Origin of the sequence: Ensifer canadensis (assembly GCF_017488845.2) — a bacterium.
Classification (GTDB): domain Bacteria; phylum Pseudomonadota; class Alphaproteobacteria; order Rhizobiales; family Rhizobiaceae; genus Ensifer; species Ensifer canadensis.
In genome coordinates this window covers 323,321-346,709 of sequence record NZ_CP083373.1, presented here as the reverse complement: position 1 = coordinate 346,709, position 23,389 = coordinate 323,321, and the positions used below count along the sequence as shown (strand labels likewise).

Here is a 23,389-nt window from a genome sequence, read left to right as displayed (position 1 = left end):
CCATCTCATAAAGCATAATTTTTAGCGCTAAGCATTGCCAATACGGCAACACCCAACTTTTCCCAGGTTTGCCGTTTCGGCAATGGCGGGGTCGAAAGATTGCTCTTTGTTGGAGCCCGCCGCCATTGGATAAGCAAACGCATCTCCAAGGCTCATCAGAGGATAGACATGACATACAGAAACCTGATCGATGGTGAATGGATCCACGGCAGCGATGCGGTCCGCAATATCAATCCGTCCGACACCAACGACGTGATCGGGGAATATGCCCGCGCCTCGGCCGACGATGCGAAGGCGGCGATTGCCGCGGCCAAGGCCGCCCTTCCGGCCTGGTCGCGCTCCGGCATCCTCGAGCGTCATGCGATCCTTCGAAAGACCGCCGACGAGATCCTGGCGCGCAAGGACGAGCTCGGACGGCTGTTGTCGCGCGAAGAGGGCAAGACGCTGGCAGAAGGCATCGGCGAGACCGTGCGCGCCGGCCAGATCTTCGACTTCTTTGCCGGCGAGGCGCTGCGGTTGGCTGGCGAAATCATCCCCTCGGTGCGCCCTGATATCGGCGTCGAGATCACCCGCGAGCCGGTCGGCGTCGTCGGCATCATCACGCCATGGAATTTCCCGATCGCCATTCCCGCCTGGAAGATCGCGCCGGCGCTCTGCTACGGCAACACCGTCGTCTTCAAGCCTGCCGACCTCGTGCCGGGCTCGGCATGGTCGATTGTCGACATTCTCCATCGTGCCGGCCTGCCGAAGGGCGTGTTGAACTTGGTGATGGGCAAGGGTTCGGTCGTCGGCCAGACGATGCTCGACAGCCCCGACATTCACGCGATCACCTTTACCGGCTCGACCGGCACCGGCAAACGCGTGGCACTGGCCTCGGTCGAGCACAATCGCAAATACCAGCTGGAAATGGGCGGCAAGAACCCGTTCGTGGTGCTCGACGACGCCGATCTTAGCGTTGCCGTCGAAGCCGCCGTCAATTCCGCCTTTTTCTCCACCGGCCAGCGTTGCACCGCCTCGTCGCGGGTGATCGTGACCGAAGGCATTCACGACCGGTTCGTGGCGGCAATGGGCGAGCGCATGAAGGGGCTCACCATCGACGATGCGCTGAAGGCCGGCACCCATATCGGCCCGGTGGTCGACCAGAGCCAGCTCAACCAGGACACCGACTACATCGCCATCGGCAAACGGGAAGGCGCCAAACTCGCCTTCGGCGGCGAGCTTTTGAAGCGCGACACGCCCGGCTTCTACCTGCAGCCGGCGCTGTTTACCGAGGCAACCAACCAGATGCGCATCTCGCGCGAAGAAATCTTCGGACCGGTCGCTTCGGTGATCCGGGTGAAGGATTATGACGAGGCGCTTGCCGTTGCCAATGACACGCCGTTCGGGCTGTCGTCGGGCATTGCCACCACCAGCCTGAAACATGCGACGCATTTCAAGCGCAATGCCGAGGCCGGCATGGTGATGGTCAACCTGCCGACCGCCGGCGTCGATTTCCACGTGCCCTTCGGTGGCCGCAAGGGCTCCTCCCATGGCTCGCGCGAGCAAGGTCGCTACGCCGCCGAATTCTACACAACCGTCAAGACGGCATACACATCGGCGTAGGTGCAGGGCGCTCGCGTCTGTTCATTGCGGTGCGCCAGCCGCACCGCAATGAAAAACGGGAGGCGCGCTCCCCGCAATCGTATCGAAAAGGGTCCGATGGCGGAGAAAGAAAACGCGTCGATTGTTCGCGTGTTCTCGACGAGCGAAAAGACCGGCTTCGAGCTGGCAAGCTCCTGTTGATCCCTTGGTGGAGGTGCGGTGACCTGAGACCCTGAACTGACGGCTTGATGGAAGAGTAGTATCGAGCCTACCGCTCCGCGCCATCGCGGTCATTGCTGCGCTGGCGATCCTGCTCAGCCTGCCGGAGGATCTGCTGGCGCTGCTCGTCCTGGGCACCTTTGGCAGTGGCAGCCTGTTCCCGCGCCGCACGAGCGGCACGACCGGCGGCAATTGCCTGCTGCTGGGCGGCTATAGCAGGATCGACGGTCGGCGGCGCGGCCCGGTCCTGGGTGCGCGCCTCGTCGGCGCGGGCGGCCGGCGGTGTGCCCCCTCCCCCTGCGGTGTCAGCGACCGATTGCATCTGCTGCATCTCGATGTCACGGCGCTGCTCGGCAAAGAGCGCGGAAATTTCCTTGCGCATCTCCTCGACGGCCTGGCGCTCCGCACTACTGTCGACCATGGTCTCGAGGCGGTCCATCGATTTGTTCGCTCGAGAAACACGCTCGTCGAACTGTTCCAGCGATAGGGGCATGGTCTTTTCCTTCTGCTGTTGAATGTTTGCGATGAGAGTCTTGAGTGCCGCCGACGGCTCGTTCGACGGCGCGCCGGATCGTTGCGCAAAGGCTTCAAACCGCTTTTGAAGCCAGGGCGACGGTAAACCCTCCTTCGAGGAGCCCACCGCCTCAATGATTACGTCAGAACGCATCCCCAGCTTGAGCATCCGCGCCTCGAAATCCCTGACGACGGACAGCGTCTCTCCGCCCGGGTCAAACTCGTCGTTCTGCTTGGCGAGTTCGCGCTCTATTTTGCTGACGCTCGCCGTTGTGGGCGCCAGCACATAAATTGTCTTGCCGCCGGCCGAAACGAAGTTGCTATCGACGCCGGCCACCCGCTGGACGATCTCAATCGCGTCGCAGTCAGCGACCTCCTCCGTCTCCAGACGAAGGAGGGCAAAGCCGGCAGCGTGGCGCGGCGCTGGCTGCGCAGCTTGTCCGGCCGCCGCGGCTGCGAACCGCTCGGCCGCCGCGATCACCGACGGCTCCGCGCCGGCCTTCTTCAAGGCGCTCGCCGTTGACTGCCATTTCGCGGCGATAGCCAGGTTGCCATTGATGAGCGAGGCGCGATCGACGACGCCGGCGCGCTTGCGCTCGACGCGTTTGGTGACGGCGGGCGTCTTGAGATAGCGAGGATCGCTCTTGCTGCGCTCGTAGGCGCCGGCCTGCGACTGGCTGTATGATCGGGTAGCCGCCACATCCGCGCGCCGCGTGGCGACCATGGCGATGCCCTGTTCGCGCGCCTTGGCCGCGAACCGCTCGCGCCATTCGTAGAGTTCCGGCTTGGTGAGGCGCAGCGCCTTGCCGATGTCGTCTCGCGCCGAGATCATCGCATGGACATGCACATGGCCGGTATCCGGATGATGAGCGGTGATCCACTTGTGCCCGGCGACCTGCTCGCTCAGAAAATCCCGCACGGCCCGCGTCATCGCCTCTGGATCGGTCCCAGTCCGCGCCGAGAAGATGACATGGAAGGCATTACGTGGCTCGACGGTGCGAATGTGGGATGACCAGTCCCGCCAAATCCTATCCGCCTTTTCCTTGACGCTCGAACCGCGCTTGATCGGATCACCGGCGCTGGTGGTGATGCTGTTCCCGTTGCGCAGGAATTTTTCAAGGAAGTAGCGGCCGGACTTTTCGGAGACGGCGGCGCCGAGAATACGCACCTCGGCCGTCACTCCAGCGTCGGCCAATCGGCGTGCAAAACTGGCTTCCGCATTTTCCGCAGCGCGTGCCGGACCCTCGCCCCGCTCCCGTATCTTCAACGCATCCGCAATCTTCTTCGCCGGCAGGTCCGTCACCGCGTAGACCGAGACCTTGCCATCCGGATGCCGAGAATAGAGGAAAGGCTTTGATCCAAAGGCGGCGTTCAGGGCGTCGTGAAGTGCGGTATCGTCGACCGTATCGGCGACGGTAAAGGAAAATGTGGCCAGCGCGTTGACCGCATAGGCGTTACGGAATTCCGCGCCCCATTCGGCCAGCGCCGCGGCCCGGTCCTCGCGGCTTGCGACCGCGAGGCCATCCTGATCGTAGATCGGGATATCGACCTTGCCCCTGTCGCCGTTTTCCTTCTCGACTTCGCGCGTTCCGAGATAGGTCATCAGGCCGGCGGCCGAAGCCCGGCTCGATACCGTCGACGTCACCTTGATCACGACCGGCTGTGCACCGGCGGCAATCGCTGCACGGCTCGCGGTTTCCGCTGAGGATCTATCCGTTGCGGCGCGTCGCGTGGAGATCGGCCGAGCCATGCGAGGCACGGAAAGGCCTGCGCCCCCTCCCCCGCCGGCCGACTTCTTCAATTCCTCTTCGTCATCCAGATTGCGGCCAGCACCCAAGGCACCGACGAGGGCGATGACACCTCGCTGCGATGCCCGGGAAGCCTGCAGAATTGACGCGATCGTCGGCTCGTTCGGCGATATCGGACCTCGACGTGTCTTGCTCGCAATGCCAGACGGTACAAAGCGCTCCTGCGGAGCCTGCCCCGACATCGCGATACCGATCGCGCGCCGCCGGCGCGATTCCTCATCCTCGTCAATCAGCGACGATGCTCGACGGACGGTATAGGTCTCGATCGCGCCGAGCAGCCCGGTCCAATCATGCGCCACGGCCAGTCCCCCTCCGCTCCCCACAGCTGATCCGCAGCATCAGGTCGACGTCGGCCCGCAGCCGAAACAGGCCGTCGAGAAGAGTGCGCAGCGCCGCGTCGAGATCCGGTTCATAGGCGACGCGCCCCTCATTCATCGCCCGGACCGCCTGGTTGAGATTGATACCGATCCGCCGCAGCTCCTCATTGGTGTCGCGCAGCGCGTCTGCCTCGGACGATCCAACCGGAAGCGGAAGGCCCGCCTGATCGCGAAACAGCAGCCGGATCACGTCGCTGGCGGTGCGGTCTTCTCCGCACAACACGGCAAGCGCCTCGCGCTCCTCCGGCTGCAAACGGACCCTAATCACCTCGCTCCGCATTGTTTCCTTCCCGCTTGTCAGGTTGCCGGAGGCGACCCGGAGCGCCAGAGGCGCGAACCACGGCCCTGCCGGAGGCGGGGCAACGTCGAGTTTGTACCACAAACTTGACTATCCTGCCACAGAAAAGACAACTATAATTTATTATCAATTTCAATCCACAGATACCGACGATCTCGATCCGACCACCTCGGCCGATTGGCGCGAACCGACAAACTCAGGCGCGAACAATTACCCGTTGTTAACGCGCTCATCCCCACTTGCAGCGCTGGAAACTGGTTATTCATCGTTGATAATCAACAATTAGCAGTGCACATGTTGTTCATCATTAATGGCCACATTGTTGATTGCCTATTGACCATTACCCGTCGTCAGCGGGCAATCATCGGTCATCAATCATCAATGGTGAACGAGCAACGGGCAATAATTACGTTGCGAAAGGCAACTTTTGTAATTAATTATAATTTATTCTTGAACTGAAGGAGCCACCATGATCGTCACTATCGCCAACCCGAAGGGCGGAACCGGGAAGACCACGCTCGTTCGCGCGCTATCGGGGACGGCAGCCCATGCGGGCAATGACGTGTTTCTGATCGATGCCGATAGCCGCGCCAACACGATGCGCTGGGTCACGATGTCGAAACAGATGAATGTCTGGCCGGAGCGCCTGGAAGCGGAAAGCTGCCTCGATCCGAACCGCATCTACAAAATGGCGCTCCAGCGCCAACGCCAGGGCAAAGTCGTCTTCATCGACATCGAGGGAACGACGAACGAGAACTTGTTCGCCGGCCTCTACTGCGCCGATATCGTTCTGATCCCGCTGCAGACGACCCAGGACGACGTCGTCGCCGGTATGCAACTCGCGCTCAATCACATCCCCGTGGTCGAGGAGGATCAGAAGCGCAAGCTCGCGGCGATGATCGTCATCAACCAGCACGATCTCGTCACCGGCCGGGCCAAGGCGCACGAACCGCTACGCGAAATCCTGCGGGAAAGTGGGGTCGCCCTCGCATCCCAGCCAATAGCGCGGCGCGCCTCCTATCAATCGATTGGCGCGGCCGGAACGCTGCAGACCACGGCGAGGTCGGATCCGAAGGCGATCGCAGAAATGGAAACGCTGCTTGGCGAACTCCTCGCTCTCTATAGATCGACCGCGAAGGAGGCTCAGCTATGAGCGAAGGATCGGACAGCAAGAATCTCGTCCTTGGGCTGATTTCGACTGGCCGCGAGCGTCCAACCGTGCGCGAAAAACCGGCCGCCTCTCCTCCTCGGATAAGCCGCGAAGATGAGGGGGCGTCCATCTCAAAACAGCCGACCGTTGGCCGAACCCAGTTCCGCGACCTGGTTGCCAAAGGCGAAAGCCGCGATCCGATCGCCGGAAAGCGCTTTCGCGACACCGAAAAGGTCACCACCGGAATCCATATTCGTGCCGAGGTCCACAAGACGTTGAAGATCCTCGCGGCCGTCGAGCGCCGCAAGTTCAACAGCTACATCGAGGAGGCGATCGACGACTATCTCCTGAAAATCGCGGACCGGATTCCCGATATTTCCTGACCGGGAGAAGCGGACGCTTACACGCTTGTCGGCCGTCACGGGGATCACTGGCTACTCGCCTTCGGTTGGCGGTGATCGCTTCGTCAGGGAGTAGGACACCAACCAGCTAGGGCCGTGCGAATTGCGAAGCGCCTGCAGGATGCCGGTGGTACGAGCATTCATCCAGTCTTCGCGGAGTTTGGATTTCCAACGGCGACCGTTTTCGAGCGCGTAAGCCTGAAGGGTGGCGTGCTCTTCAGGGGTGAGGGTGCGAAGTTTGGTCGTCATGATGCTTCCTTCGAACGGACGGATTTCCGAGCGCTGGGCGATGCGCCGCCTCTTTCGGCGGCACACCTGACTTGCGTGCTCACGCCTTCAGCGCCGCCATCCTTTCGCCGAGGAGCCAAAGGGCTTTGTTGAGCTTGATATCCTGATCAATCCCATTGACGGCGCGGGACTTCACACGACGGGGCCTTCCGAGATCGTCACGGCCGACGCCGCGCAATCCGCCCTTAATGGCGTTCTCCTGAACCACATTCCAGACGGTCCATAGATCATTGGCGCTGTCGTCGTGGCGGCGGGGGACAAGTAACTGCTCCGCCCTGATGGGCGTGGTCGTCTCGCCTTCGTTGTCTCCAAAGCGGAGAACATGGGCGGCATCCGCAAGAATGCCCGCCTCCTCATGGTTCATCCGCATGGTCGACCAGTCCTGCGGGGCGGCAAGGGTTCGCTCAGCCTCGCCGAGAACGCGATAGGTGCCCTCGATGACCTTGTGTTGGACGTCACCGGAATGGCGAACCTTGTTGGCATCGATGGTGCCGGTCTGCGTCACCAAGGAATTGAGGCAACGGACACGGAAAAGCCCGGCCATCAGCTCGTAGGCGCTGGTTCCGTCATTGGCGTTTTTCAGGAGGATTTCGCAAACCGTATCCCCGACATTGTAGATCTTGCCGTCATCGATGCGGCGTAGCCGGATGAGGTGCTTGGTAAAATCGGCCATGCCTTCGATGCGGCTGCGCGACTGCTTGGCGCCGACGGGCATGAAGCCTTCGTTCATAAGGCCGCGCAATACCTCGATGGTCGGGATGGGTTCGAAACGTTCGGACCGGCTCTCATGGGCGGTCACGGCAAAGATTGACGGCGCGATATGGCGCATCTCGGTTTCGGTCAGGGCGCGGCCGGTGTCGAAGCGGGCGGTTCGGGCGTAGATGCTCATTGTCTGTCTCCTGTTTTCCCGTTTCCCGAAGGGAAGCCCCTTTCGGGCGAAGCCTCCCCGGTCTTTCCGGGGGAATGGCCTCTGACATTCCCCCGGACAGAGGGGGTGGGCTTGAGCCCGCCCCACGGCGGGGAGCGAGACTGTCAAGCGGTGTGGCGCGGAAGGTGGCGCATCTTCTCGGGTCCGCCCTCGGCGGACTGGCGCGGAAGATGCAACGGCTTCACGGGCCGCTTGACCGGCTCGGGCACCGCTGTCATGGGGCGGAAACAAAGATGTGGCCCGGAACGGGCTTCCTGTACGGGCGCGAAGCACCCGACTGGACAAGCGATCGTTACCGCAATCGGCGGAGACAGCCGAAGGCAGGCTTCGTGCCGGCGGCATCGAGCGCGGCCGACCGGAACGGGCGGTGGCTCAGAGGGACAAGTCGCCCAAGAGTTTTATTGATGGTTGTGAGCCCTGCTCTCCGAAAGCGGGTTGAAGATGCTGCGCGATGACGTCGATGGTGTAAACCTGTTCACCGTCCCGCTCGTAGCTGGCATTCGAGATCCGGGAGCGACATAGACGAGACCTGCCCGAGGCTATCCTTGATCCACTCGGCCTGCTTTTTGTCGAGGATCGCAACCTGGAATCAGGCGGTCGCCGACTTGCTGTCACCATGTGGCAACCCATTCCCGATTGGTGGCAAATGTTCACTTTCAAGACGTGGCCGAGAAGGGTGTGGCGGTTGACACATCGCATGGATTAAACCTTCCTTACCCGCTCGAATCCGTTTACTTGTGCAAGCCGAACCAATGCCGCTCGGTTTTGCCAGAAGTATCATTCTTGATGTCGAAGAAGTAGGGCTCTGACCTGAGAGGCCGAGAAATGGAGACCGATTGTATGCAGCGCCGCTGCCGATCAGAGTTGTAAAGACCGTGCGCATTGCCTTGGCAAATGTTGACTGTCTTGATGCACAGGTCGCCCTTCCTGGGGAAGCCGTCGCCGTCCCTTCTGCTCCTCACCTGATAGCCTTCCGGGCATTCCGCATATCTCTCGTAGCCTGGCGATCCCGTCCCTCCTTCGGGGCAGGTCGGCCAATTGAATCCCGGCTTCTTCATCGCGGAGATGAGGCGAGCCACCGGCGGATGGCAGGCGGGAACACCGCGCCAAGAGGGATTGGAAGACGACGCGCACAGCAAGACTTCGCAACCCCATTCGCTCCCAGAAGCGGGGGTGGGAAGCGCGGCGGTCGTCAGAAACACTGCGACGAGGACGGTTACAGACTTAGCTTTGGCAAACATCGGCAATATCCCATCAAACACAGCAACGAGTAAATTATAGTTTATCCTATGGCGACGAGCAAGCGTAAGAAGCCCGACACAGACCTTGGGACGATGATCCTGCGAAACATGGCGATGGTCATGGAGCGCGAGCGGGAAAAGCGCGGGCTGGCTAAAAAAGATATGGCTCGTCTCTGTGAGATTACCAATCCTTACTATTTTGGAATCCTTAATGGGACAGCCAACCCATCATTGCAGGTCATTACGCGGATTAGCACGAATCTGAAGGTTCCTCTGCAAGAGTTGATGATGGGCGTGAAATCTAGCGACAACTGAACGTGTATCGTCCGGTCACGGAGTCATTGCACGAATTATAAATTATAGTTTATCATCGCCCCACGTTTTCGCTTCGAACTATGCATTCGGACCAAAGGGGGATGAGACAATCCTGAAGAAACCGTTGGCTGCGGCACTGCTCCTTGCGGCGACCACCGCAAGTGCGGGGGACAATCCGATGTGGCGTAGCGGCCTCACCTGGACCTGCGCTTTCACCTCGGTCATTCGGTGCGAGCGGCTGATCGATTGCAAGTCGAGCGGGGAGATCGGCGAAATCGCGGTAGACTATAGCGAGAACCGACTGATCGATGAGGCGGGAAACGACCATCCGATCAAGCGCCACTACGTCCAGACCGTCGCCGGCAGTCCGATCGGCAGTGAGGTGAAAATCGAACTCGCGACAAACGAAGTGGTTTGGCTTTCACCTGTCGATGAGGCTGGAACATTTTCCGACAGCTGGATCGGCGTGATGCTATCGCCCAAGGCGGGCGTGATCGTGCAGGAGCTTCGACCGTTGATTTGCGGACCTAAGAAATAGGTCGGAACTCGATCCACTGGCCCGGCTGCGCGAGGTTTTGCTTTGTGGCCGTCTTCCTGCTTGCTGAGGCAAGTTACGATGGCGACATGTGGCGAGACATGCTCGAGGAGGCATACCGGCGCGGATGGAGCACATAATGTTCGAGAGAGCATCTGTGAATTAGCTAAGCCTTGTGCACGGCAACCCGCGTCCTAACATATTGTGCAGGAGGAAACGCCATGCCGAAAATCCCCGCGCCGAAGCATTCGAAATGCCATCCCGATCGCAGCCTTCACTGCCAGGAAGCGCTTGAGGCTGAATTCCAATATTTGGCCGCAAAAGCCGAGGCCGCCGGTTGGTCACGAAATGAAGTCGCCGAGGCTTTGATCGAGTTGGCGGACAACAATTACCTGACAATGAATGCGGAAACGGAAATGTTTGACCTCGGCGCCGGCGTCGTGCTGCTCGCACCGAAACATCACTGACGCCCTCCCTAAAACTGGTCGTTGACTCTCTGCGCCTATGAGAACATTTGTAGAACAAACATACTCAGAAGGCATTGAGCATGAGCGACGAAGTTGGCGCTACCAAGAGAGCGGAAAGCGGCCTGTTCGAGCACCTGTGCGAACATCCAGGCTGCAGGAAGTGGGGCGCGTTCGGCTATGCCCACGGACGGGCGGCGCCAAACTGGTATTGCTTCGAACACCGGATTGAATGGCCACCGGCCAAGAAGTCCTGACCCACTGGCGCTGGCGGGCCCTTTCACGACATGCGGCTTGTCAAAACCTCGATCGAGGAAGAAAGCGCATGTCTAGGAAACAGCCGGTCATTATAGATACGCTCGGAAAACTGCTGGATGACGGCTATCAGTTTAATCTCTGGTGCTTGGATTGCAGCCGCGGCGGAATCAGCCCGATAGAGCCGTTCGTGAAGAAGCTCGGGCGCGATCATCCGATCTATGTCAGAGGCCACGCCAAGTGCGCCAAGTGCGGCCGCAAGAATGTCGAGGTGCGGATACAGGCGCCGGCTGGTGGCGTGCGCCCGGTTCAGGGATGACGCCGGTCGGCGCCAGAGATAATCGCCGTGGCGCTACTCGGCGCCAAGCATCGAGGGGTGAACTCCGCCACCGCTCGAAAGCGCCTGTCTACCCACAGATCTGCGAGTTGTGACGCCAAGTGGTCTTGTTCCATATAGGCCCGTGTTTCAGAAGCGGAGTGCGTATACATGGCCAAGATGAACGAAACCTCGATGGCGCTTTCCCTGCAAATTGGTGAGCGTCTCAGAACAATCCGTCAAATGCGGGGGCTTTCCCAGGAGAAGGTGGCGGCGGCGCTTGGCATAACGTTCCAGCAGATCCAGAAATATGAGCGCGGGGCGAACCGCCTTTCCGTTCCAACCTTGATTCAAATCTGCGAAGTCCTGAACGCCCACCCGATGGAAATCATCGGTGACTTTTCAATGGACGACAAGGCCGAGAGACCGAACGTGCTTGTCCAGCGGCTTGCTATTGCGGAAAGCAAACTCTCTCGGATGCAGAAAATTTTGGCCGAGCGGGATTGATGCGGGAACCTTTTTCCGGACACTCTGTTTAAGTTGTTCCCCGAACCTTGATTAGGCCCCTCTTCCCCGGGGCCTATTTTTTGAGCTCAAACACGTCGGGATTATCGGCTCGCTCGTGAATCGCGCGTCTAACTATCTCCCAGCCAGCCTTGGCTCTCGAAGATTTTGCGGTAGATCTCCCTCACGACATCCTGCTTTCTCAGGTTGTAGTCAGGCGCGGTTGTAGCCCCGTTTTTTGCCAGCAGCTTTGCATCGGCATAACGTTGCTTGTCCGCTGGCCGCTCGCGCAACCAATCTCGGAACAGAATATGCCGCGCGTGCTCTGGAGATCCCGGCCCAAAAACATGCAGGTTGATGCGCGGATTGTCATGGCGCAGCATGCGATTCTGATACCATGAGCGCTCTCTTACCGTTAGTTCATAGCCAAGTGCTTCAAGGGCCGGGACGTATTGGTCCTCCCGTTCAGGATCGGCGACAATCAGATCAATGTCGATAACCGGCTTTGCGGGGAGCCCTGGCACCGCCGTCGAGCCAACGTGCTCGATGCTCAGCGCGATTTTCGGGGTAACCGCCTCAATCCGCGCCTTATGGACCTCATACGTCTCAACCCACAGCGGACTATAGTCCTCGACCTCAATCTCTTCGCGCTTCGGCTTCCCGTCAACCCATGGATTTTCATCAGGATCGCCCTCTGCGAAGGTGACGATTGAAGCTTCATCCGGCCAGTGTTCACTCTTCTTCATGACTGTCTTTTTGCTCCTACGACAATGGCTTTCTAACGGTCGCGGAGTAATGGGCAAGGCTTCCTCGAGTCAAAAAACTGTCAGCGAAACCATGAAAAGGGGCCATCTCGGCTTACTCGCTCGTCGACAGTCCCTGCGTGTCGAAACCACCGCGGTTTGGTTTAAATCCAGCAACGAGCCAAGAAGGCGTCGTCGACATTATGGCAGCGCTCATCCACAGGAACAATTTTCCGGGAACCGCGTTTTGTTCGCACCCCATGGACGGCAGGCACTCCCCCCGCACCCGCTGTCCCACTCTTCGGCCCCTGTACGCAGGGGCCTATTTTTTGAGCTCGAAGACATCGACGTTGTCCGCCAGCTCGCGCAGTCCCTTGAACGATGGATGCCGGAGCTTCCCGTCGCTGGTGAACTCCGTATAGGTGATCTCGGCGACAAATGCGGGCTCGCAGAACACGACGTTCTTGCGCTTCAGTGTGACCGGCGGCACTTTCGCCGGTATCGCTGCCAGTTGCTTGCGGAGGTCGCGGGCCATCTTGTCAGCAAAGCCTGTGCCGACGCCGCCGACATAGACCAGTTCGTCGCCTCGCCTTGCCGCCAGCAACAGCCGCGAAATCGCGCCGGTCACTTTCGTTGAAGGTTCGAACCCAACGACGATAAAGCCGTCGCTCTGGATGCATTTCAGTTTGAGCCAATCACCGAGCCGGCCGGAACGGTACGGCGCCCGCCTGTCCTTGGCGATAATACCTTCAAGGCCGAGCTTGCATGCATGCGCAAGGATAGCCGCACCCTCGCCCTCGATCTCTTCTGACAATCGAATAACCGTGCCGCCCTCGGCGATCGCATCTTCGAGCATCGTCCGACGCTCCCGCTGTTCCATGCCCCGCAGGTCGTGACCGTCAAAGTAGAGGAGATCGAAGGCGTAAAATAACGCCTCGCCGGCGACGCGCTTGCCGCCTCGGCCGCCGAGTGCCGCCTGCAGCATGCCAAAGTTCGAACGGCCTGCATCGTCTAGCACGACCGCCTCGCCGTCGAGGATCATGGCCTAGCGCCTTTGCCGCGGCCTCGATCGCAGGGAAGCGTTGGGTCCAGTCATGCCCGCCCCGGGCAATGATGCGTACGCCGCTCGGCTCGACATGCACGGCCAGGCGGTAGCCGATGGGGTGGACGCCCCCCGACGGCCTCGAATGTGACAATATGTGGAGGGTGTTCCTGCGAGGAGAATGGTTATGAACGAGATCGGCATCATCGGGTTAGACTTGGCAAACGAATTTCCAGTGTAATCCCCATCAACGGCGCATACTCGATGTCGGCTGGGATTAGGGCTATGGTGATTGCATCTCGATACGAGATTATACTCCCTGACGAGTTCGCAAAGATTGCGAGCGTCTTTCATGATCTGCTGGAAGAATTGAATCTGTCGCCAGGCAGCGAGCGAGCCGACACGCTTGCTGCAGACCTTATCCGTTTCTATCAAAGCGGGATTCACGATATCCAAGCGCTCAAACTTTTGATGAAGCCCTAGCTGGCCTCGCGAGTTTTTGGCGCAAAAAGCGGCCTTCCCTGCAGAGTTGCGGAACGGAAGGCCGCGAGAATTTGGCAATGATCTAATCTACGCGTTTAAACTAAGAATGGCGAGACGCTCGATTGGTTTAAACCTTTCCGATTATAATCAACACGATTCGCCGTATGTCTTCGGCGAAGCTGACACCGAGCGCCATCGCCGCAATGCCGGTCACGCCGAGCGCACCGATGCCCATCAACTTCTATCAAAGCGGATTCACGATATCCAAGCACTCAAAATTCTGATGAAGCCATAGCTGGCCTCGCGAGTTTTTGGCGCAAAAAAGCGGCCTTCCCTGTAGATTTCCGGAAGCCCGCCGCGTTGATGCGTCGGTTCATGGTGTTAAGCTCTTTTGCTTTCAGGGAAGTATGCGATAGTTGATAGGCGGGAAGGCACGGTCAGGAGAGACCGTTACGCACCTCTACAGGGCCACCGTCTGGACCGGTGATTGCTCGCCGGTTCGTGTAGCTGTCCCCTACTTCCTTGGCTGCCTGCTCCATCTTGTCGGCCATGCGCTGTAGAGCCACAGCCGAACTGCGCGGTGGCTGATGGCGATGGTGGCCGCGTGTCCTCAAGGAACGTCTTGCGGGTCTCCTCGAACAAAGCGCGCCACTTGGACGCAGGCCCGAGGCAGCTTTCTTGTTCGGGTCGTGGCTCTCGACGAGCTGTCGGCTCACATCGAGGCCGAAGTCCTTCTTGACTGCCGCGGCAACGACCGATGGGCTATCGAAGCAAGCCAGCGCCTGCACGATGTAGGTCTTGACCTCATCGGAGAGTTTTGGTTTGGCCATTGATCCGTCAAAGTCCCGTCAAAGGAGCGGCAATTGGAACGATACAGCGCCGATAGACTGAAACTGCAGCTTACTGGACGCGGGCAGCACCAGTGGGAGTGGCAGATCCTATTAGATGGCGGCAAGCCTATCCGATCGGGCCGCTTGGTCGGGGCTCGGATCCGAGCGAAGGCCGAGGGGCGAGCAGCCATGGAAGAGCTGACCGCTTTCGATATGGACTAGGCCACCCTTAGCTGACACGTGCTACATGCGTGTGCGATCCGCACTCTTGCGATCTCGGGCTTCTGGTTGGCTGCATCGACCATTGCGCGGACGCCGGCTGCATCTGCCCCAGAGATAGCCGATGTGGGCATTGGCAAGATGCTCATGTTCCGGATTGGCGACCGGCGATGAAGAGTCGAAGAATGTCGCTTCGACCCATTCACCGACATCAGCCGCCGGGACGAACGATTTGAAGTCATCCCCGAACATTGTTTCAGGCGGTGTAGGGCGCTTGGCGATCATAATTTGCCTTTCGTCAGCGCCGGAGTGAACCTTTGTTTGTCGCGCGCCTTTTCATTACTGGAGCAACAACATCGGGAGGTTTGAATGAACGAGGATATTATCGAGCGGCTGAACGCTGTCAGTCAGAGGCTTCACACGCGTTCACTCGAATTGGCTCACCCGGATCAAGACCACGATCTTTCCCTGATTATGCAAAGCCTAGCGATCACAATGGAGGCAGTCAGCGCGCTCGGCGCTACAGTCAACCGACTTGACGGTTTGCAGGGGTTCGGCAGAGCGGGCGATTAAGCCCAGCTCTTCCTTTCCGGCAAGCGGAATCAGGTTCGCATTCGATCCGGTTCGAGGCTGAGGCCGTGGCTGTCATAGCTCTCGCGGTAGACTGGCGGGAGATCGACAATCTTGCGATAGGCAGTGGTGCCCAGGCTGCGAATGCCATGTGCGACCGGCGCCGTACCGGATGACGGCGAGTGCGAAGAATGCGACGATCGTCGCGACCGCCGCGAAGATGTCCGCGATCACGAACAAGTGGTGGAATCCGTGGTGATGTGAGAAGCTAGGGAAGCGCATTCTGGTTCCTTTCTGCTGAAGTGAGACCTCGCGTCTCGATTGCGTTTCATCGTTCCGTGAATACGAAGGAGAGATGGCGATGCAGTACAACTGGACCGTGCTTGAAGCTGAATACCAAGGCAAGGATATTGACTTGGTCTCTACTGACCCGCTCGTCGGTCGCCTCGAGTTGATGGCCGAGGACGACGAGGTCATTGAGGTCACGCTCGACCGGGTAATGGCGGAAACCTTGCTATCAGCCTTGCTGAAATTTCTCGGACAGGGTGAAGGCGCGGATGCCTCCAGAGTCACCGCGCATTAATCGGTTGCGGCGGCAAAATTCGAACCTGCGACGTCCAGCTTTCTGAGCTGGCGAGCCACCTGACTGCTCTACTCCGACAGAACTTGGAATATACCTGGGGCTCTCGCGGTTGTGTTTGGCCACACACAAGGAGGAACCCAATGGCAGACGACAAGAAAAACGTTGGCCGGGATCGCGGCCGCGTCGCCGCCGGGCAGGCCTACGAATTGAACTACTTCAAGCGGAAGCACGGCCTCACCGAAGACCAGGTCCGCAAGATCATCTAGGAAGCCGGCAACTCGCGAGAGAAGGCAAACGCCTTAGCTGAAAACCAGAAGAAGATTTAATAGAACGCATCGGAGCCAGCCCTATGAAGATCACAAGAACCGATGTTGCCACCCGCATGAAAATGATCTTCATTGAAGTGTTAGATGTCAAAGCTACTGACCTTCCGGACGACGCCTCGATTGTCGACGATCTAGGAGCAGATGCCTTGAAGATTTCGCAACTGTCGATGATGATCGAAGAAGAGTTCGGAGTATTCATCACAACCGAGTTAATGGGACAGCTCGTGACAGTCGGGGACGCGATCGAGTTCGTAGCCGCACGTGAGCGCGACGGTATTTAATCATTACGGGGCTAAGGCGCGAGGCAAATACCAATGGCGCTGGAAACTGAACGCGACGCCGGAAGGTTGCGCCACGAATTCTCACATTCTGAGCCTGATATGAGTGATGAACAGATCCGCCATCATCTTCATCGTGCTGCTATGCGTCCTCGTTGGGGCCGTACTTAGCCTCATGGCGCTCAAAGAAGATTTTTGGATCCGAGACAGCTCCGACACCCCCAATAACCCGCTGAAACAGCTGATCGCGCAGTGACCGCAGGCGTTCGCCGTTTCGGTTTGAAGAGTGGTGTCACTTGACTGTGACCCCAACTTCGGGCGCACCCTCTGCTGACCAGCATGAGCATATTTCTCCGGCAGGACCCGCGCCGTAGCCGCATTCCTTTTTGGGTGTCTTGCACTGCCGTGGGCTGCGCGCTTCAGAAAGCGCCTTTGCCTCGGCTATCGCCATCGCCCTACTCTTGCGGGTGCTTTTGAGCTTCGGCTGCGCCTTTGCTTTTGCTATCGATTGGACCTTCGCGCGATTACTGCTCGTCTGCGATGAGCCGGTCTCACTGCAAGACGAAAAAAGCAAAAGAGATCCGACAGCGAAGGCAATTCCCGGTACAAACTTCAAAGCGCACCCATCAAACGAACCAACGCTTCAATATGGACGCTTCCTGGAGGTCCTACCGGGCGCGAGAAAGGGCGGTTTCGGCCGCCTGATTTTGGATGTATTTCTTCTACGAGCCGGATGCAAGCCTTCTGCGAACGTCGACGGGCGCTACATCGAAGCCAGTCGCACGCTCACCGCTCCAGTTTATGCCAACCCTAAGGGCATCCTTCTCCAACCCTACCAACCAGCGATCGCGAAACACCTCCAAGGTAAGCTGGTGTGGCGTAAAGTCGCGATACGACGCAACAGTCTCAATAGTGAGCCGAGCCCGAGTTTCTGACGACCAGAAAGGCATGGCGGCTTCGTTTGATTGGTTTGTCGAAGTTGGAAAGCCCGCGTCGTCACGTATGGTCCAAACGACCCCGCTCTCGGCGATTTCCTTGTAGAAGATTTCATAGTGGGCTGCGGCGATGCTCATTGGACCAGCTATGGCGTCCCTGTCCCTTTTCGCAAGGTGTCAGCACCGAAGTTCAGGCAATATTAGGCTATGGCGGGAGGCGGTGACATCCTCCCTAAGGCCCGGCGAGTTTTCCCTCTAATCGAGGTTCGCAATCAGAACAGCCAGGGAATCACCAAAGATTGGAGTGCGGCGGCAAGTCGCCGAAGGGCCACATGTCGGGGAAGAGCCTCATCCTGCCACCCAAAATTTCGGCAGGATCGCGGCCTTGGAACAGATCCCTCTAATATGCGTTTTTTGGAAACCTGCCCAACGGAGGACACGATGATCACCATCTGGGATGAAAATGTTGAGTTGAAGATTGATGATCGTTTTCAAGTCATTAGGAGCGCCCGAGAGGCGGTCGCGTTCCTGATGAAGTCCTGGCCCGACACGAAGAGCGCGAGTTACGCAACAGCTCGGAAGGCCTGCCTGGATGCCGCCAAAGGAATAGTCCCTAGCGCGCAAGCAAGGGCGGCGTTTGAAGCCGCCGCCAAGGAGGCCGGCATCCTGCGACAACGTTGATGTTGCCCTGCCCGAGGTGAGAAACTGAATCATGCCGGTGCCTCGCGCTTTTCGAGGGCAGCGAGGGACCGATTGCAGCGGCCACCGGAGGTGAGACCTAATTGCCGACGCACGAGACCTGAACGTTCTTTGGGAAAGGGCGGCCATTGATATCGGAATCGATCTTGTAGTCGGCCGGGAAACCCTGAGCCGAGTAGAGCTCGCGAGGCGTCGGCTGTCGGGGCAAGGCATCAGGCCCCTATGGACCTTGAAAGGATCGGTAGATCCCGTCTGAAATTGAGGCTTCCAGCGTTGCGAGCATTGATTGATGTGCAACAGAGCCGGCTTTTCGAGCGTTATGTGAGCAACACGCCCTCGCCGCCATGGCTGGCATTCCCTCAGTCTCTGCGAATGCTACGCCACTTTGGTTTTGATGGTCGACGATCTGCGCAATGAGGATCCGGTCCGCGCTGAGCTGCTGGCCGAATAAGAGACCATGTGCCGCGCCATGGAAGCAGACGCGGTAGCGATGATCGAAGGTGAAAAGAACGCGAGGTGGTAGTAGGCCGCCGTGCGTAATTGCAACTTCAGCCAAGGAGCGGCGTTTTCCTAGTGGAACGACGCGAGGAGGCTGAAATGCGTCACACAGAGCGAGAGAAAAAGGATTACGATCACGATCTACTGATGATCGTGCGATTGACGGTTTCTGGTTTGCTGATCATTGGCGCGACTTTGCTGGCGTTGGCAATCTGATTAGAGCCAGCAGAACCCCGCGGAGTGCAATCCAGGTTCAATGCCTCGGATTTGTCCGCCAATATTGTGCGAGCACCGGATCGTGTTCCAAGTGCTCCTGCCAAGCGGCCTCCGGCACCTGACCGGATCGATAGGCCGCAATGAGCAACCGCTGATCGTCGGTTAGGCCGGGCTCTACTTCAGCAGCATGCCAATGGAACAATCCGAACACCGCCTCGCCGATATCTCTCATGTGGATCGACATTTGAGACCTCAATTCTCTATCTCGTGGTAAACGCGTAGGGACCTGCGATGTTTCAATGAGCCATAGACGGTTGATCATCACCGCAACGGCAGGAACAGTTGGAGCGGGGCGGATGGGGCATGATTGGGATGACGCGCCCAGGCGCCGGATGAAGATTGTGTGATTTGGAACGGCCGTCGCACTGGCGGCCTTACTGGCATCAGTCGCAGCTCAGGTGATGACGCGAGCGATCTGAGGACGAAGGCGAGAGAAGCGAATGGCAAACATCCTGGAATTTCCGCTAACTCGCGATCAGCGCGGCGCCAAGGAACGGCTGGTTAAGGCGATGCGCGAGTTTAACGCTGCCGTGAAGTTCGCCGCGAAAACTGGACTTCAAGTTGAGGTTTCACAGGTTCGTTGCTACGCCACCTACAGCGTCGAGCCCCTTACGCTCGTCAGCGTCGCCGCTAACATTCCGGGCAAACTGCCGGAGTTCGACGGCTTAGAGTTCTAGATTTAAGGCTCTTGGCAGGCACGACGCGATTGCCCATCACAGGCTATGCGCCTCGCGCCCCATGGTTTCGAGCTGCTCGGGCATGATCCGAGCTGGGCGGCTATGGTTGCGATCAACGGATGATAGCGCCGGAACTCGCCGGCATACTGCCATTCGATCCGGGCCGTTTCCTTGTCCGCGCCGTCAGGTAGCGCGTCGCGCCGAATCGATACCGCCAAGATGATGCGTCCGCCCGTCGATGCCGTCGACCACGATTCGCGGCGGACTTCTCCCTGGAGGGATGGTTCGTGACCCTAACCGTGAAGGATCGTGATTACTGGTATTTCGATCTCCCTACCCCAGAGGGCAAGGACAAGCGAAGCTATGTCGGCCCCCACTCCGATGAAGCGATCACGGAACGGGTGAAGGCCCATAAGGAGATCAAGGGCAACATCCGGGAACGGAGGCGCATGGTTAGCACGCTCGTGCTGGCCTCCCCGGTCCCGATCCATTCGCGGGCGACGTCACGAAAGCCCTCGCTGACGCCGGATTGTTCCGGCTGCGGGCTGTCCTGATCGGGTCAATGGCATTCAGCACCTACGCGGGAATCCATGTGCTGGTGTACGACCGTCTTGTGATTAGAACGGCGAACCTCATCAGGCTGGAAGCCAAACGTCTCCGTCAAGAGAAGCAATCCCTCAATATTCGTTTCAAAACACCCGGATCATAGAATCAGCTGCCGAACAACTCTGGATAACCCGCAGTTGTGATCGTGGCACTTTCGTGCAAAAGTGGCACGCATGAAAGCGCGTTGCCGAAACCGGCATTACCCCTGGAATAAGGCGCCGCCCGCGGAAAGGCAAATCTAAGCGCATGAAATTTGTGCGCCACTGCCGTTGCAGCTGGCAGCGTCGCCCCTCTGGTTATCTGCTTAGGTGTATTGCGATGCAAAATTTTAAAGAGTTTTTCACCGAATGCGACCGTGCCCCGCGTTTGAATCATCTAGCCGGTTTCTTCGCCGAGACAGCCGCCGGCAATGGTGGCGCACCAGTTCGCAAACCGACCGTGGATGCGCGCCTCCTGCCCGACGACCCGTTGTTGCATCGGCTCGTCGAATTGCATTCGCGCCGCCAGGGCTTCTTCGATCAGCATTATCGCGGCAGCATTCCCTATCGTGTCGAGGAAGAATTCCGTATGGCCCATGCGGTCCTGCGCTACAACCAACTGAGCACGACCAAGGTTCTGCTTTATAGCCTCGGCACCGCCGAAGGGACGATGGCGCGCACGCTTTCCGAGATGAGCCGAGGCAAGATCCAGTCTTTGTCCTGCAGCCCTAACGAGGAAAACTACAAGTGCTTCCTGGCTTTTGGCGAGCCGCCGCACGCCAGTTTCTTTCTCGGCCCCTTTCATCGATTGACGAAAGAACATCTCCATTCCGAAATCCACCTTGAGCCGTTCACTGGCGGTTTCGATATCATCCTAGAAGATACGACATTCCAAATGTACTCACCCAACCGAAGTCAGCAGATCGCGTTCGTCGCGCAGCATCTCAAGGAAGATGGGATTCTGCTCTTCGTGGAGAAATTCCGCGCGGCGGATCTCCGGGAGTATCAGTTGCGGGAGTTTCAAAAGGACTACGGATTCAAGTCCCGGTACTTCGGGGCCGAGGAAATAGAGCGTAAGTCCAAGCTGGTGCTGGCGACAATGCACCACAGCGAGGTTACGTTAGCCGAGATGGCAGCAGCGGTATACGCTCATTTCAGGCATTGCGTCATCACGTGGAATAGCGGGAACTTCTACGGGCTGGCCGCTAGCAACAGCAAGGAAAACCTCCGGCGCTATCTTTCATTGATGGCGCAGCCCGCAATCCCCGCCGAATACGTCTACGATCCTGAACCCTACACCGAACTGGCGACTTGGGCTGATGATCGCAGGACATAGCAGGCATCTCGTCTAGCAGCGTGACGCGAAACCGCACGGACGTAAATTATAATTTACATCACCATGCGTAATAGTTTGCTTCGTGAACCGCCGAGGACCTGCATCTAATAATTGAGCTCGTCCTTGGCGGTGTTGTAAGCGTAAAATGGGAGGCCGCGATGCCAATCGAGAGTCCAGCAGACATTGTATCTCACTTGGCACAGCAAATGGTGGAGAAAGGAACGAGTCCCCGCAAGCTCGCACTGCTGACTGGAGTTGCCGAAAACAGATTCGAACTCATTCAGATGGGCGACTGGAAAAATCTGACCATTCGGGAAATTGCGGTCATCTGCGAGGCGCTTGAGGTCGACCTTTGCAGGCTTATTGCAGGCGGTTCAGAAACCTTGTAAGGACTGCTCGAAACTCGCGCCCGAAGCAAACGCGGTGGTTTTCTCCTGAGCAGAAGCCGCTGTTCACTGACAGCGATAAGAAGCAAAAGATTAGTCCGCATTGCGAAACCCCATGGACTGGGAAAGAGATTGCGATTCTTCAAGGTCAGGACGCCGGGAACGACCATCTTGCGTTCGTCCGATTGCAGCCAGGCCAAGGAAGACCATGCTGTCATCGTCGTTCACTGTCCGGAAAGGCTCGCCCTTGCCGCCAACGAGCAGGAAACATGATGCTGGTATTGTTTCTCCCTCCGGCGGCGATAGCAGCAGGGTCTTGCATAGGATGACGCTGGCGCGCCCGTTGTAGACAGCCTTGGCGTAATCGCGCGCGGCATCGACACAGCTCCATGTCTGCACACGATTATAGAGAACTTTTTCTGACGGGCAGGCGTTCAGGCCCCGTAGGCTGATCTCGCGGCCCCCTATCGTTCGCTTGACCGGGCCGTCGATCCCGACCTTGCCGTCCACTTTTTCCATGGAACGCGCCACAAGCTTGCCCTCGGCGTCGAAGCGCTCCAGCACGAACATCTTCATCCCTTCCTGTACGAACTGGCGAAGGTAATTCGGGGACGGCTCCGCATAGGGATCCTCACCGTCCGCCCTCAAGAGTGTCGCGCTTACGGAAAGAAGCGTGACGGCAAGGCTGATAACCTTGAGTTGCTTTATGCGCGTATGCATGGCCATTTCCAGGTTGACAGAGGAATCTATTGCGAATTAATTATAGTTTATTCGCCGGTGTTCAACCTGGGGCCAAGAATTTGAAAATTACCCTGCTTCCTCTCCTCATCTCCGCGTCGACCGTAACGGCGAATGCTTGTGAAGCGGTCGACACTACCGACGTTCTGGAGATGGTGAGGACGATTGCCACCGAGGAGGAGCTAGATCCGGATCTGGCCCTCGCCGTGGTCGACGTTGAGAGCGCCGGCGGCAAACATCAGGTCTCCGACGCGGGCGCTATCGGTGTCATGCAGCTGATGCCGGAAACCGCGTCCGACTACGGCGTAACCGATCGCTGCGATCCTCGATCCAATATCCGCGGCGGCGTGCGTTATCTCAAGAAACTCTACGGGGAGTTCGAAGATCCGCTGCTGATGCTCGCCGCCTACAATGCCGGTGCAGAGCGGGTTTACCAGAAGGGTGGCGTCCCCGAATTCAATGAAACCGCCCAGTACATTGTCAAGGTGATGAACCGGTGGAAGCTGAATGCAAAGGCAACAGCGGCCCTGGAAAAGCGCAGCGGTAGCGCGCACCGACAAGAGACGGTCGCATTGGCGCCCTCCCCATGGCGCGAGGAACACGTGTGGACTGCGGAGTAACGACGCTCACCCCGACTTCCATCCTCCCAAAAATACGAAGGACATTCGAATGAACATTCTTCCCATGATGCAGCGATCGAGAAGCAAAGTTATTCTGTCACTAGCGCTGCTGGCGACGCCCGCCGCGTTGGTGCCGGAATTCGCCTATGCGCAATCTGCGGCCCCGATCGAAGGCATTCTTGACTGGTTCGTCGGTGTCCTGCAGGGCAACGTCGCGCGATCTTTCATGATCATCGCAGTGTGCTTTCTCGGCTTTCTGTTCCTCTCTGGACGCATGGCCTGGCAGGTTGCAATTTCGATCATCATCGGCATTGCGATCATTTTCGGTGCGGCCGAGCTGGTCGACGCTATGAAGTCCTCGGCGGGCCTCTGA

Annotated in this window: 31 protein-coding genes and 3 pseudogenes; 22 read left to right on the top strand and 12 right to left on the bottom strand. The window is 58.5% G+C overall.

All coding sequences use genetic code 11. From position 1 onward, the window contains the following. The first annotated feature begins 168 nt into the window (after positions 1-168). Entirely contained in the window at positions 169-1,602 is a 1,434-nt protein-coding gene (locus J3R84_RS31350) for an aldehyde dehydrogenase family protein (RefSeq protein ID WP_207932900.1), read from the top strand. A 247-nt stretch (positions 1,603-1,849) separates the two neighbouring features. Here J3R84_RS31350 and J3R84_RS31345 read toward each other — a convergent pair whose 3' ends face one another. Continuing rightward, positions 1,850-4,420 (bottom strand): relaxase/mobilization nuclease domain-containing protein, encoded by a 2,571-nt coding sequence (locus J3R84_RS31345; protein WP_203530129.1) that lies wholly within the window; start codon positions 4,418-4,420, stop codon positions 1,850-1,852. Continuing rightward, the gene (locus J3R84_RS31340; protein ID WP_057211202.1) at positions 4,410-4,778 is read right to left on the bottom strand and encodes a plasmid mobilization relaxosome protein MobC; all 369 of its coding nucleotides are present in this window, start codon (positions 4,776-4,778) and stop codon (positions 4,410-4,412) included. Before J3R84_RS31340 ends, J3R84_RS31345 begins: the two co-directional genes overlap by 11 nt. 487 nt (positions 4,779-5,265) lie before the next feature. On the opposite strand from J3R84_RS31340, the gene J3R84_RS31335 reads away from it, so the two are divergent. Both J3R84_RS31335 and J3R84_RS31330 read left to right on the top strand, forming a co-directional pair. After that, positions 5,266-5,949, top strand: coding sequence for a ParA family protein (locus tag J3R84_RS31335; RefSeq protein WP_107028800.1), 684 nt, complete (start codon positions 5,266-5,268; stop codon positions 5,947-5,949). Next, entirely contained in the window at positions 5,946-6,329 is a 384-nt protein-coding gene (locus tag J3R84_RS31330) for a hypothetical protein (protein WP_057258460.1), read from the top strand. The genes J3R84_RS31335 and J3R84_RS31330 overlap by 4 nt, the downstream gene beginning before the upstream one ends. 51 nt (positions 6,330-6,380) lie before the next feature. Here the strand turns inward: J3R84_RS31330 and J3R84_RS31325 are convergent, their stop codons facing one another. From J3R84_RS31325 to J3R84_RS31315, 3 genes are all read right to left on the bottom strand, one after another. Further along, positions 6,381-6,596 carry a hypothetical protein gene (locus J3R84_RS31325; RefSeq protein WP_063978346.1) on the bottom strand — a complete coding sequence of 72 codons (216 nt, stop codon included), beginning with the start codon at positions 6,594-6,596 and terminating at the stop codon, positions 6,381-6,383. 79 nt (positions 6,597-6,675) lie between these two features. Continuing rightward, the gene (locus J3R84_RS31320; protein WP_203530128.1) at positions 6,676-7,524 is read right to left on the bottom strand and encodes a DUF932 domain-containing protein; all 849 of its coding nucleotides are present in this window, start codon (positions 7,522-7,524) and stop codon (positions 6,676-6,678) included. Between the two features lie 770 nt (positions 7,525-8,294). Next, positions 8,295-8,804 (bottom strand): hypothetical protein, encoded by a 510-nt coding sequence (locus J3R84_RS31315; protein ID WP_057220512.1) that lies wholly within the window; start codon positions 8,802-8,804, stop codon positions 8,295-8,297. Positions 8,805-8,852: 48 nt separating this feature from the next. Here J3R84_RS31315 and J3R84_RS31310 point away from each other — a divergent pair, with 48 nt between their 5' ends. The 6 genes from J3R84_RS31310 (at position 8,853) to J3R84_RS31285 (ending at position 11,196) form a co-directional block, all read left to right on the top strand. Beyond that, positions 8,853-9,119: a helix-turn-helix domain-containing protein gene (locus J3R84_RS31310; RefSeq protein ID WP_057220511.1), complete on the top strand. Its 267-nt coding sequence runs from the start codon at positions 8,853-8,855 to the stop codon at positions 9,117-9,119. A gap of 124 nt (positions 9,120-9,243) precedes the next feature. After that, positions 9,244-9,657 carry a hypothetical protein gene (locus J3R84_RS31305; RefSeq protein ID WP_057218652.1) on the top strand — a complete coding sequence of 138 codons (414 nt, stop codon included), beginning with the start codon at positions 9,244-9,246 and terminating at the stop codon, positions 9,655-9,657. 218 nt (positions 9,658-9,875) lie between these two features. After that, entirely contained in the window at positions 9,876-10,121 is a 246-nt protein-coding gene (locus J3R84_RS31300; protein ID WP_057218650.1) for a hypothetical protein, read from the top strand. An 80-nt stretch (positions 10,122-10,201) separates the two neighbouring features. Then, the gene (locus J3R84_RS31295; protein WP_164474907.1) at positions 10,202-10,375 is read left to right on the top strand and encodes a hypothetical protein; all 174 of its coding nucleotides are present in this window, start codon (positions 10,202-10,204) and stop codon (positions 10,373-10,375) included. A gap of 68 nt (positions 10,376-10,443) precedes the next feature. After that, complete coding sequence (locus tag J3R84_RS31290; protein ID WP_057218648.1) at positions 10,444-10,692, top strand: hypothetical protein; 249 nt, start codon at positions 10,444-10,446, stop codon at positions 10,690-10,692. Between the two features lie 168 nt (positions 10,693-10,860). Beyond that, positions 10,861-11,196: a helix-turn-helix domain-containing protein gene (locus J3R84_RS31285; RefSeq protein WP_063978344.1), complete on the top strand. Its 336-nt coding sequence runs from the start codon at positions 10,861-10,863 to the stop codon at positions 11,194-11,196. Positions 11,197-11,324: 128 nt separating this feature from the next. Here J3R84_RS31285 and J3R84_RS31280 read toward each other — a convergent pair whose 3' ends face one another. Together J3R84_RS31280 and ligD are read right to left on the bottom strand one after the other, a co-directional pair. Beyond that, positions 11,325-11,939 (bottom strand): GrpB family protein, encoded by a 615-nt coding sequence (locus J3R84_RS31280; RefSeq protein WP_203529970.1) that lies wholly within the window; start codon positions 11,937-11,939, stop codon positions 11,325-11,327. Between the two features lie 319 nt (positions 11,940-12,258). Then, positions 12,259-13,093, bottom strand: a pseudogene (gene ligD, locus J3R84_RS31275) (non-homologous end-joining DNA ligase); the annotation flags it as partial. A 170-nt stretch (positions 13,094-13,263) separates the two neighbouring features. Between ligD and J3R84_RS31270 the strand changes: the two are divergent. Further along, positions 13,264-13,461, top strand: coding sequence for a hypothetical protein (locus tag J3R84_RS31270; RefSeq protein WP_057258458.1), 198 nt, complete (start codon positions 13,264-13,266; stop codon positions 13,459-13,461). Between the two features lie 127 nt (positions 13,462-13,588). Here J3R84_RS31270 and J3R84_RS38590 read toward each other — a convergent pair whose 3' ends face one another. The 3 genes and pseudogenes from J3R84_RS38590 to J3R84_RS31255 form a co-directional block, all read right to left on the bottom strand. Beyond that, complete coding sequence (locus J3R84_RS38590) at positions 13,589-13,696, bottom strand: DUF1515 family protein (protein ID WP_082555492.1); 108 nt, start codon at positions 13,694-13,696, stop codon at positions 13,589-13,591. A gap of 202 nt (positions 13,697-13,898) precedes the next feature. Beyond that, a pseudogene (locus J3R84_RS31260) lies at positions 13,899-14,291 on the bottom strand (DUF2280 domain-containing protein). Positions 14,292-14,534: 243 nt separating this feature from the next. Next, positions 14,535-14,795 carry a putative metallopeptidase gene (locus J3R84_RS31255; protein WP_225906552.1) on the bottom strand — a complete coding sequence of 87 codons (261 nt, stop codon included), beginning with the start codon at positions 14,793-14,795 and terminating at the stop codon, positions 14,535-14,537. Positions 14,796-14,879: 84 nt separating this feature from the next. Here J3R84_RS31255 and J3R84_RS31250 point away from each other — a divergent pair, with 84 nt between their 5' ends. From J3R84_RS31250 to J3R84_RS31230, 5 genes are all read left to right on the top strand, one after another. Further along, the gene (locus tag J3R84_RS31250) at positions 14,880-15,083 is read left to right on the top strand and encodes a hypothetical protein (protein ID WP_057210362.1); all 204 of its coding nucleotides are present in this window, start codon (positions 14,880-14,882) and stop codon (positions 15,081-15,083) included. A 358-nt stretch (positions 15,084-15,441) separates the two neighbouring features. Beyond that, positions 15,442-15,663, top strand: coding sequence for a hypothetical protein (locus J3R84_RS31245; RefSeq protein WP_057210360.1), 222 nt, complete (start codon positions 15,442-15,444; stop codon positions 15,661-15,663). Between the two features lie 140 nt (positions 15,664-15,803). Then, entirely contained in the window at positions 15,804-15,929 is a 126-nt protein-coding gene (locus J3R84_RS31240) for a DUF3606 domain-containing protein (protein WP_082555491.1), read from the top strand. A gap of 83 nt (positions 15,930-16,012) precedes the next feature. Beyond that, the gene (locus J3R84_RS31235; RefSeq protein WP_057218640.1) at positions 16,013-16,270 is read left to right on the top strand and encodes an acyl carrier protein; all 258 of its coding nucleotides are present in this window, start codon (positions 16,013-16,015) and stop codon (positions 16,268-16,270) included. Between the two features lie 106 nt (positions 16,271-16,376). Then, positions 16,377-16,523 carry a hypothetical protein gene (locus tag J3R84_RS31230; RefSeq protein WP_156408130.1) on the top strand — a complete coding sequence of 49 codons (147 nt, stop codon included), beginning with the start codon at positions 16,377-16,379 and terminating at the stop codon, positions 16,521-16,523. A 466-nt stretch (positions 16,524-16,989) separates the two neighbouring features. On the opposite strand, the gene J3R84_RS31225 is transcribed toward J3R84_RS31230, so the two are convergent. Continuing rightward, complete coding sequence (locus J3R84_RS31225) at positions 16,990-17,340, bottom strand: DUF2750 domain-containing protein (protein ID WP_057216079.1); 351 nt, start codon at positions 17,338-17,340, stop codon at positions 16,990-16,992. A 303-nt stretch (positions 17,341-17,643) separates the two neighbouring features. On the opposite strand from J3R84_RS31225, the gene J3R84_RS31220 reads away from it, so the two are divergent. The 5 genes and pseudogenes from J3R84_RS31220 (at position 17,644) to J3R84_RS31200 (ending at position 21,661) form a co-directional block, all read left to right on the top strand. Then, positions 17,644-17,883 (top strand): DUF982 domain-containing protein, encoded by a 240-nt coding sequence (locus tag J3R84_RS31220; RefSeq protein WP_057210354.1) that lies wholly within the window; start codon positions 17,644-17,646, stop codon positions 17,881-17,883. A 1,232-nt stretch (positions 17,884-19,115) separates the two neighbouring features. Next, on the top strand, positions 19,116-19,352 hold the full coding sequence (locus tag J3R84_RS31215) for a hypothetical protein (protein ID WP_057210353.1): 237 nt from the start codon (positions 19,116-19,118) through the stop codon (positions 19,350-19,352). Positions 19,353-19,603: 251 nt separating this feature from the next. Continuing rightward, positions 19,604-19,941, top strand: a pseudogene (locus tag J3R84_RS31210) (GSU2403 family nucleotidyltransferase fold protein); the annotation flags it as partial. Between the two features lie 335 nt (positions 19,942-20,276). Further along, positions 20,277-21,272, top strand: coding sequence for a class I SAM-dependent methyltransferase (locus J3R84_RS31205; protein WP_057216110.1), 996 nt, complete (start codon positions 20,277-20,279; stop codon positions 21,270-21,272). A gap of 158 nt (positions 21,273-21,430) precedes the next feature. After that, positions 21,431-21,661: a helix-turn-helix domain-containing protein gene (locus tag J3R84_RS31200; RefSeq protein WP_156408035.1), complete on the top strand. Its 231-nt coding sequence runs from the start codon at positions 21,431-21,433 to the stop codon at positions 21,659-21,661. 90 nt (positions 21,662-21,751) lie between these two features. On the opposite strand, the gene J3R84_RS31195 is transcribed toward J3R84_RS31200, so the two are convergent. Continuing rightward, positions 21,752-22,378: a hypothetical protein gene (locus tag J3R84_RS31195; RefSeq protein ID WP_057216060.1), complete on the bottom strand. Its 627-nt coding sequence runs from the start codon at positions 22,376-22,378 to the stop codon at positions 21,752-21,754. A gap of 80 nt (positions 22,379-22,458) precedes the next feature. Here J3R84_RS31195 and J3R84_RS31190 point away from each other — a divergent pair, with 80 nt between their 5' ends. Beyond that, entirely contained in the window at positions 22,459-23,016 is a 558-nt protein-coding gene (locus J3R84_RS31190) for a lytic transglycosylase domain-containing protein (protein WP_203529971.1), read from the top strand. 49 nt (positions 23,017-23,065) lie between these two features. Then, complete coding sequence (locus J3R84_RS31185) at positions 23,066-23,389, top strand: TrbC/VirB2 family protein (protein ID WP_057216055.1); 324 nt, start codon at positions 23,066-23,068, stop codon at positions 23,387-23,389.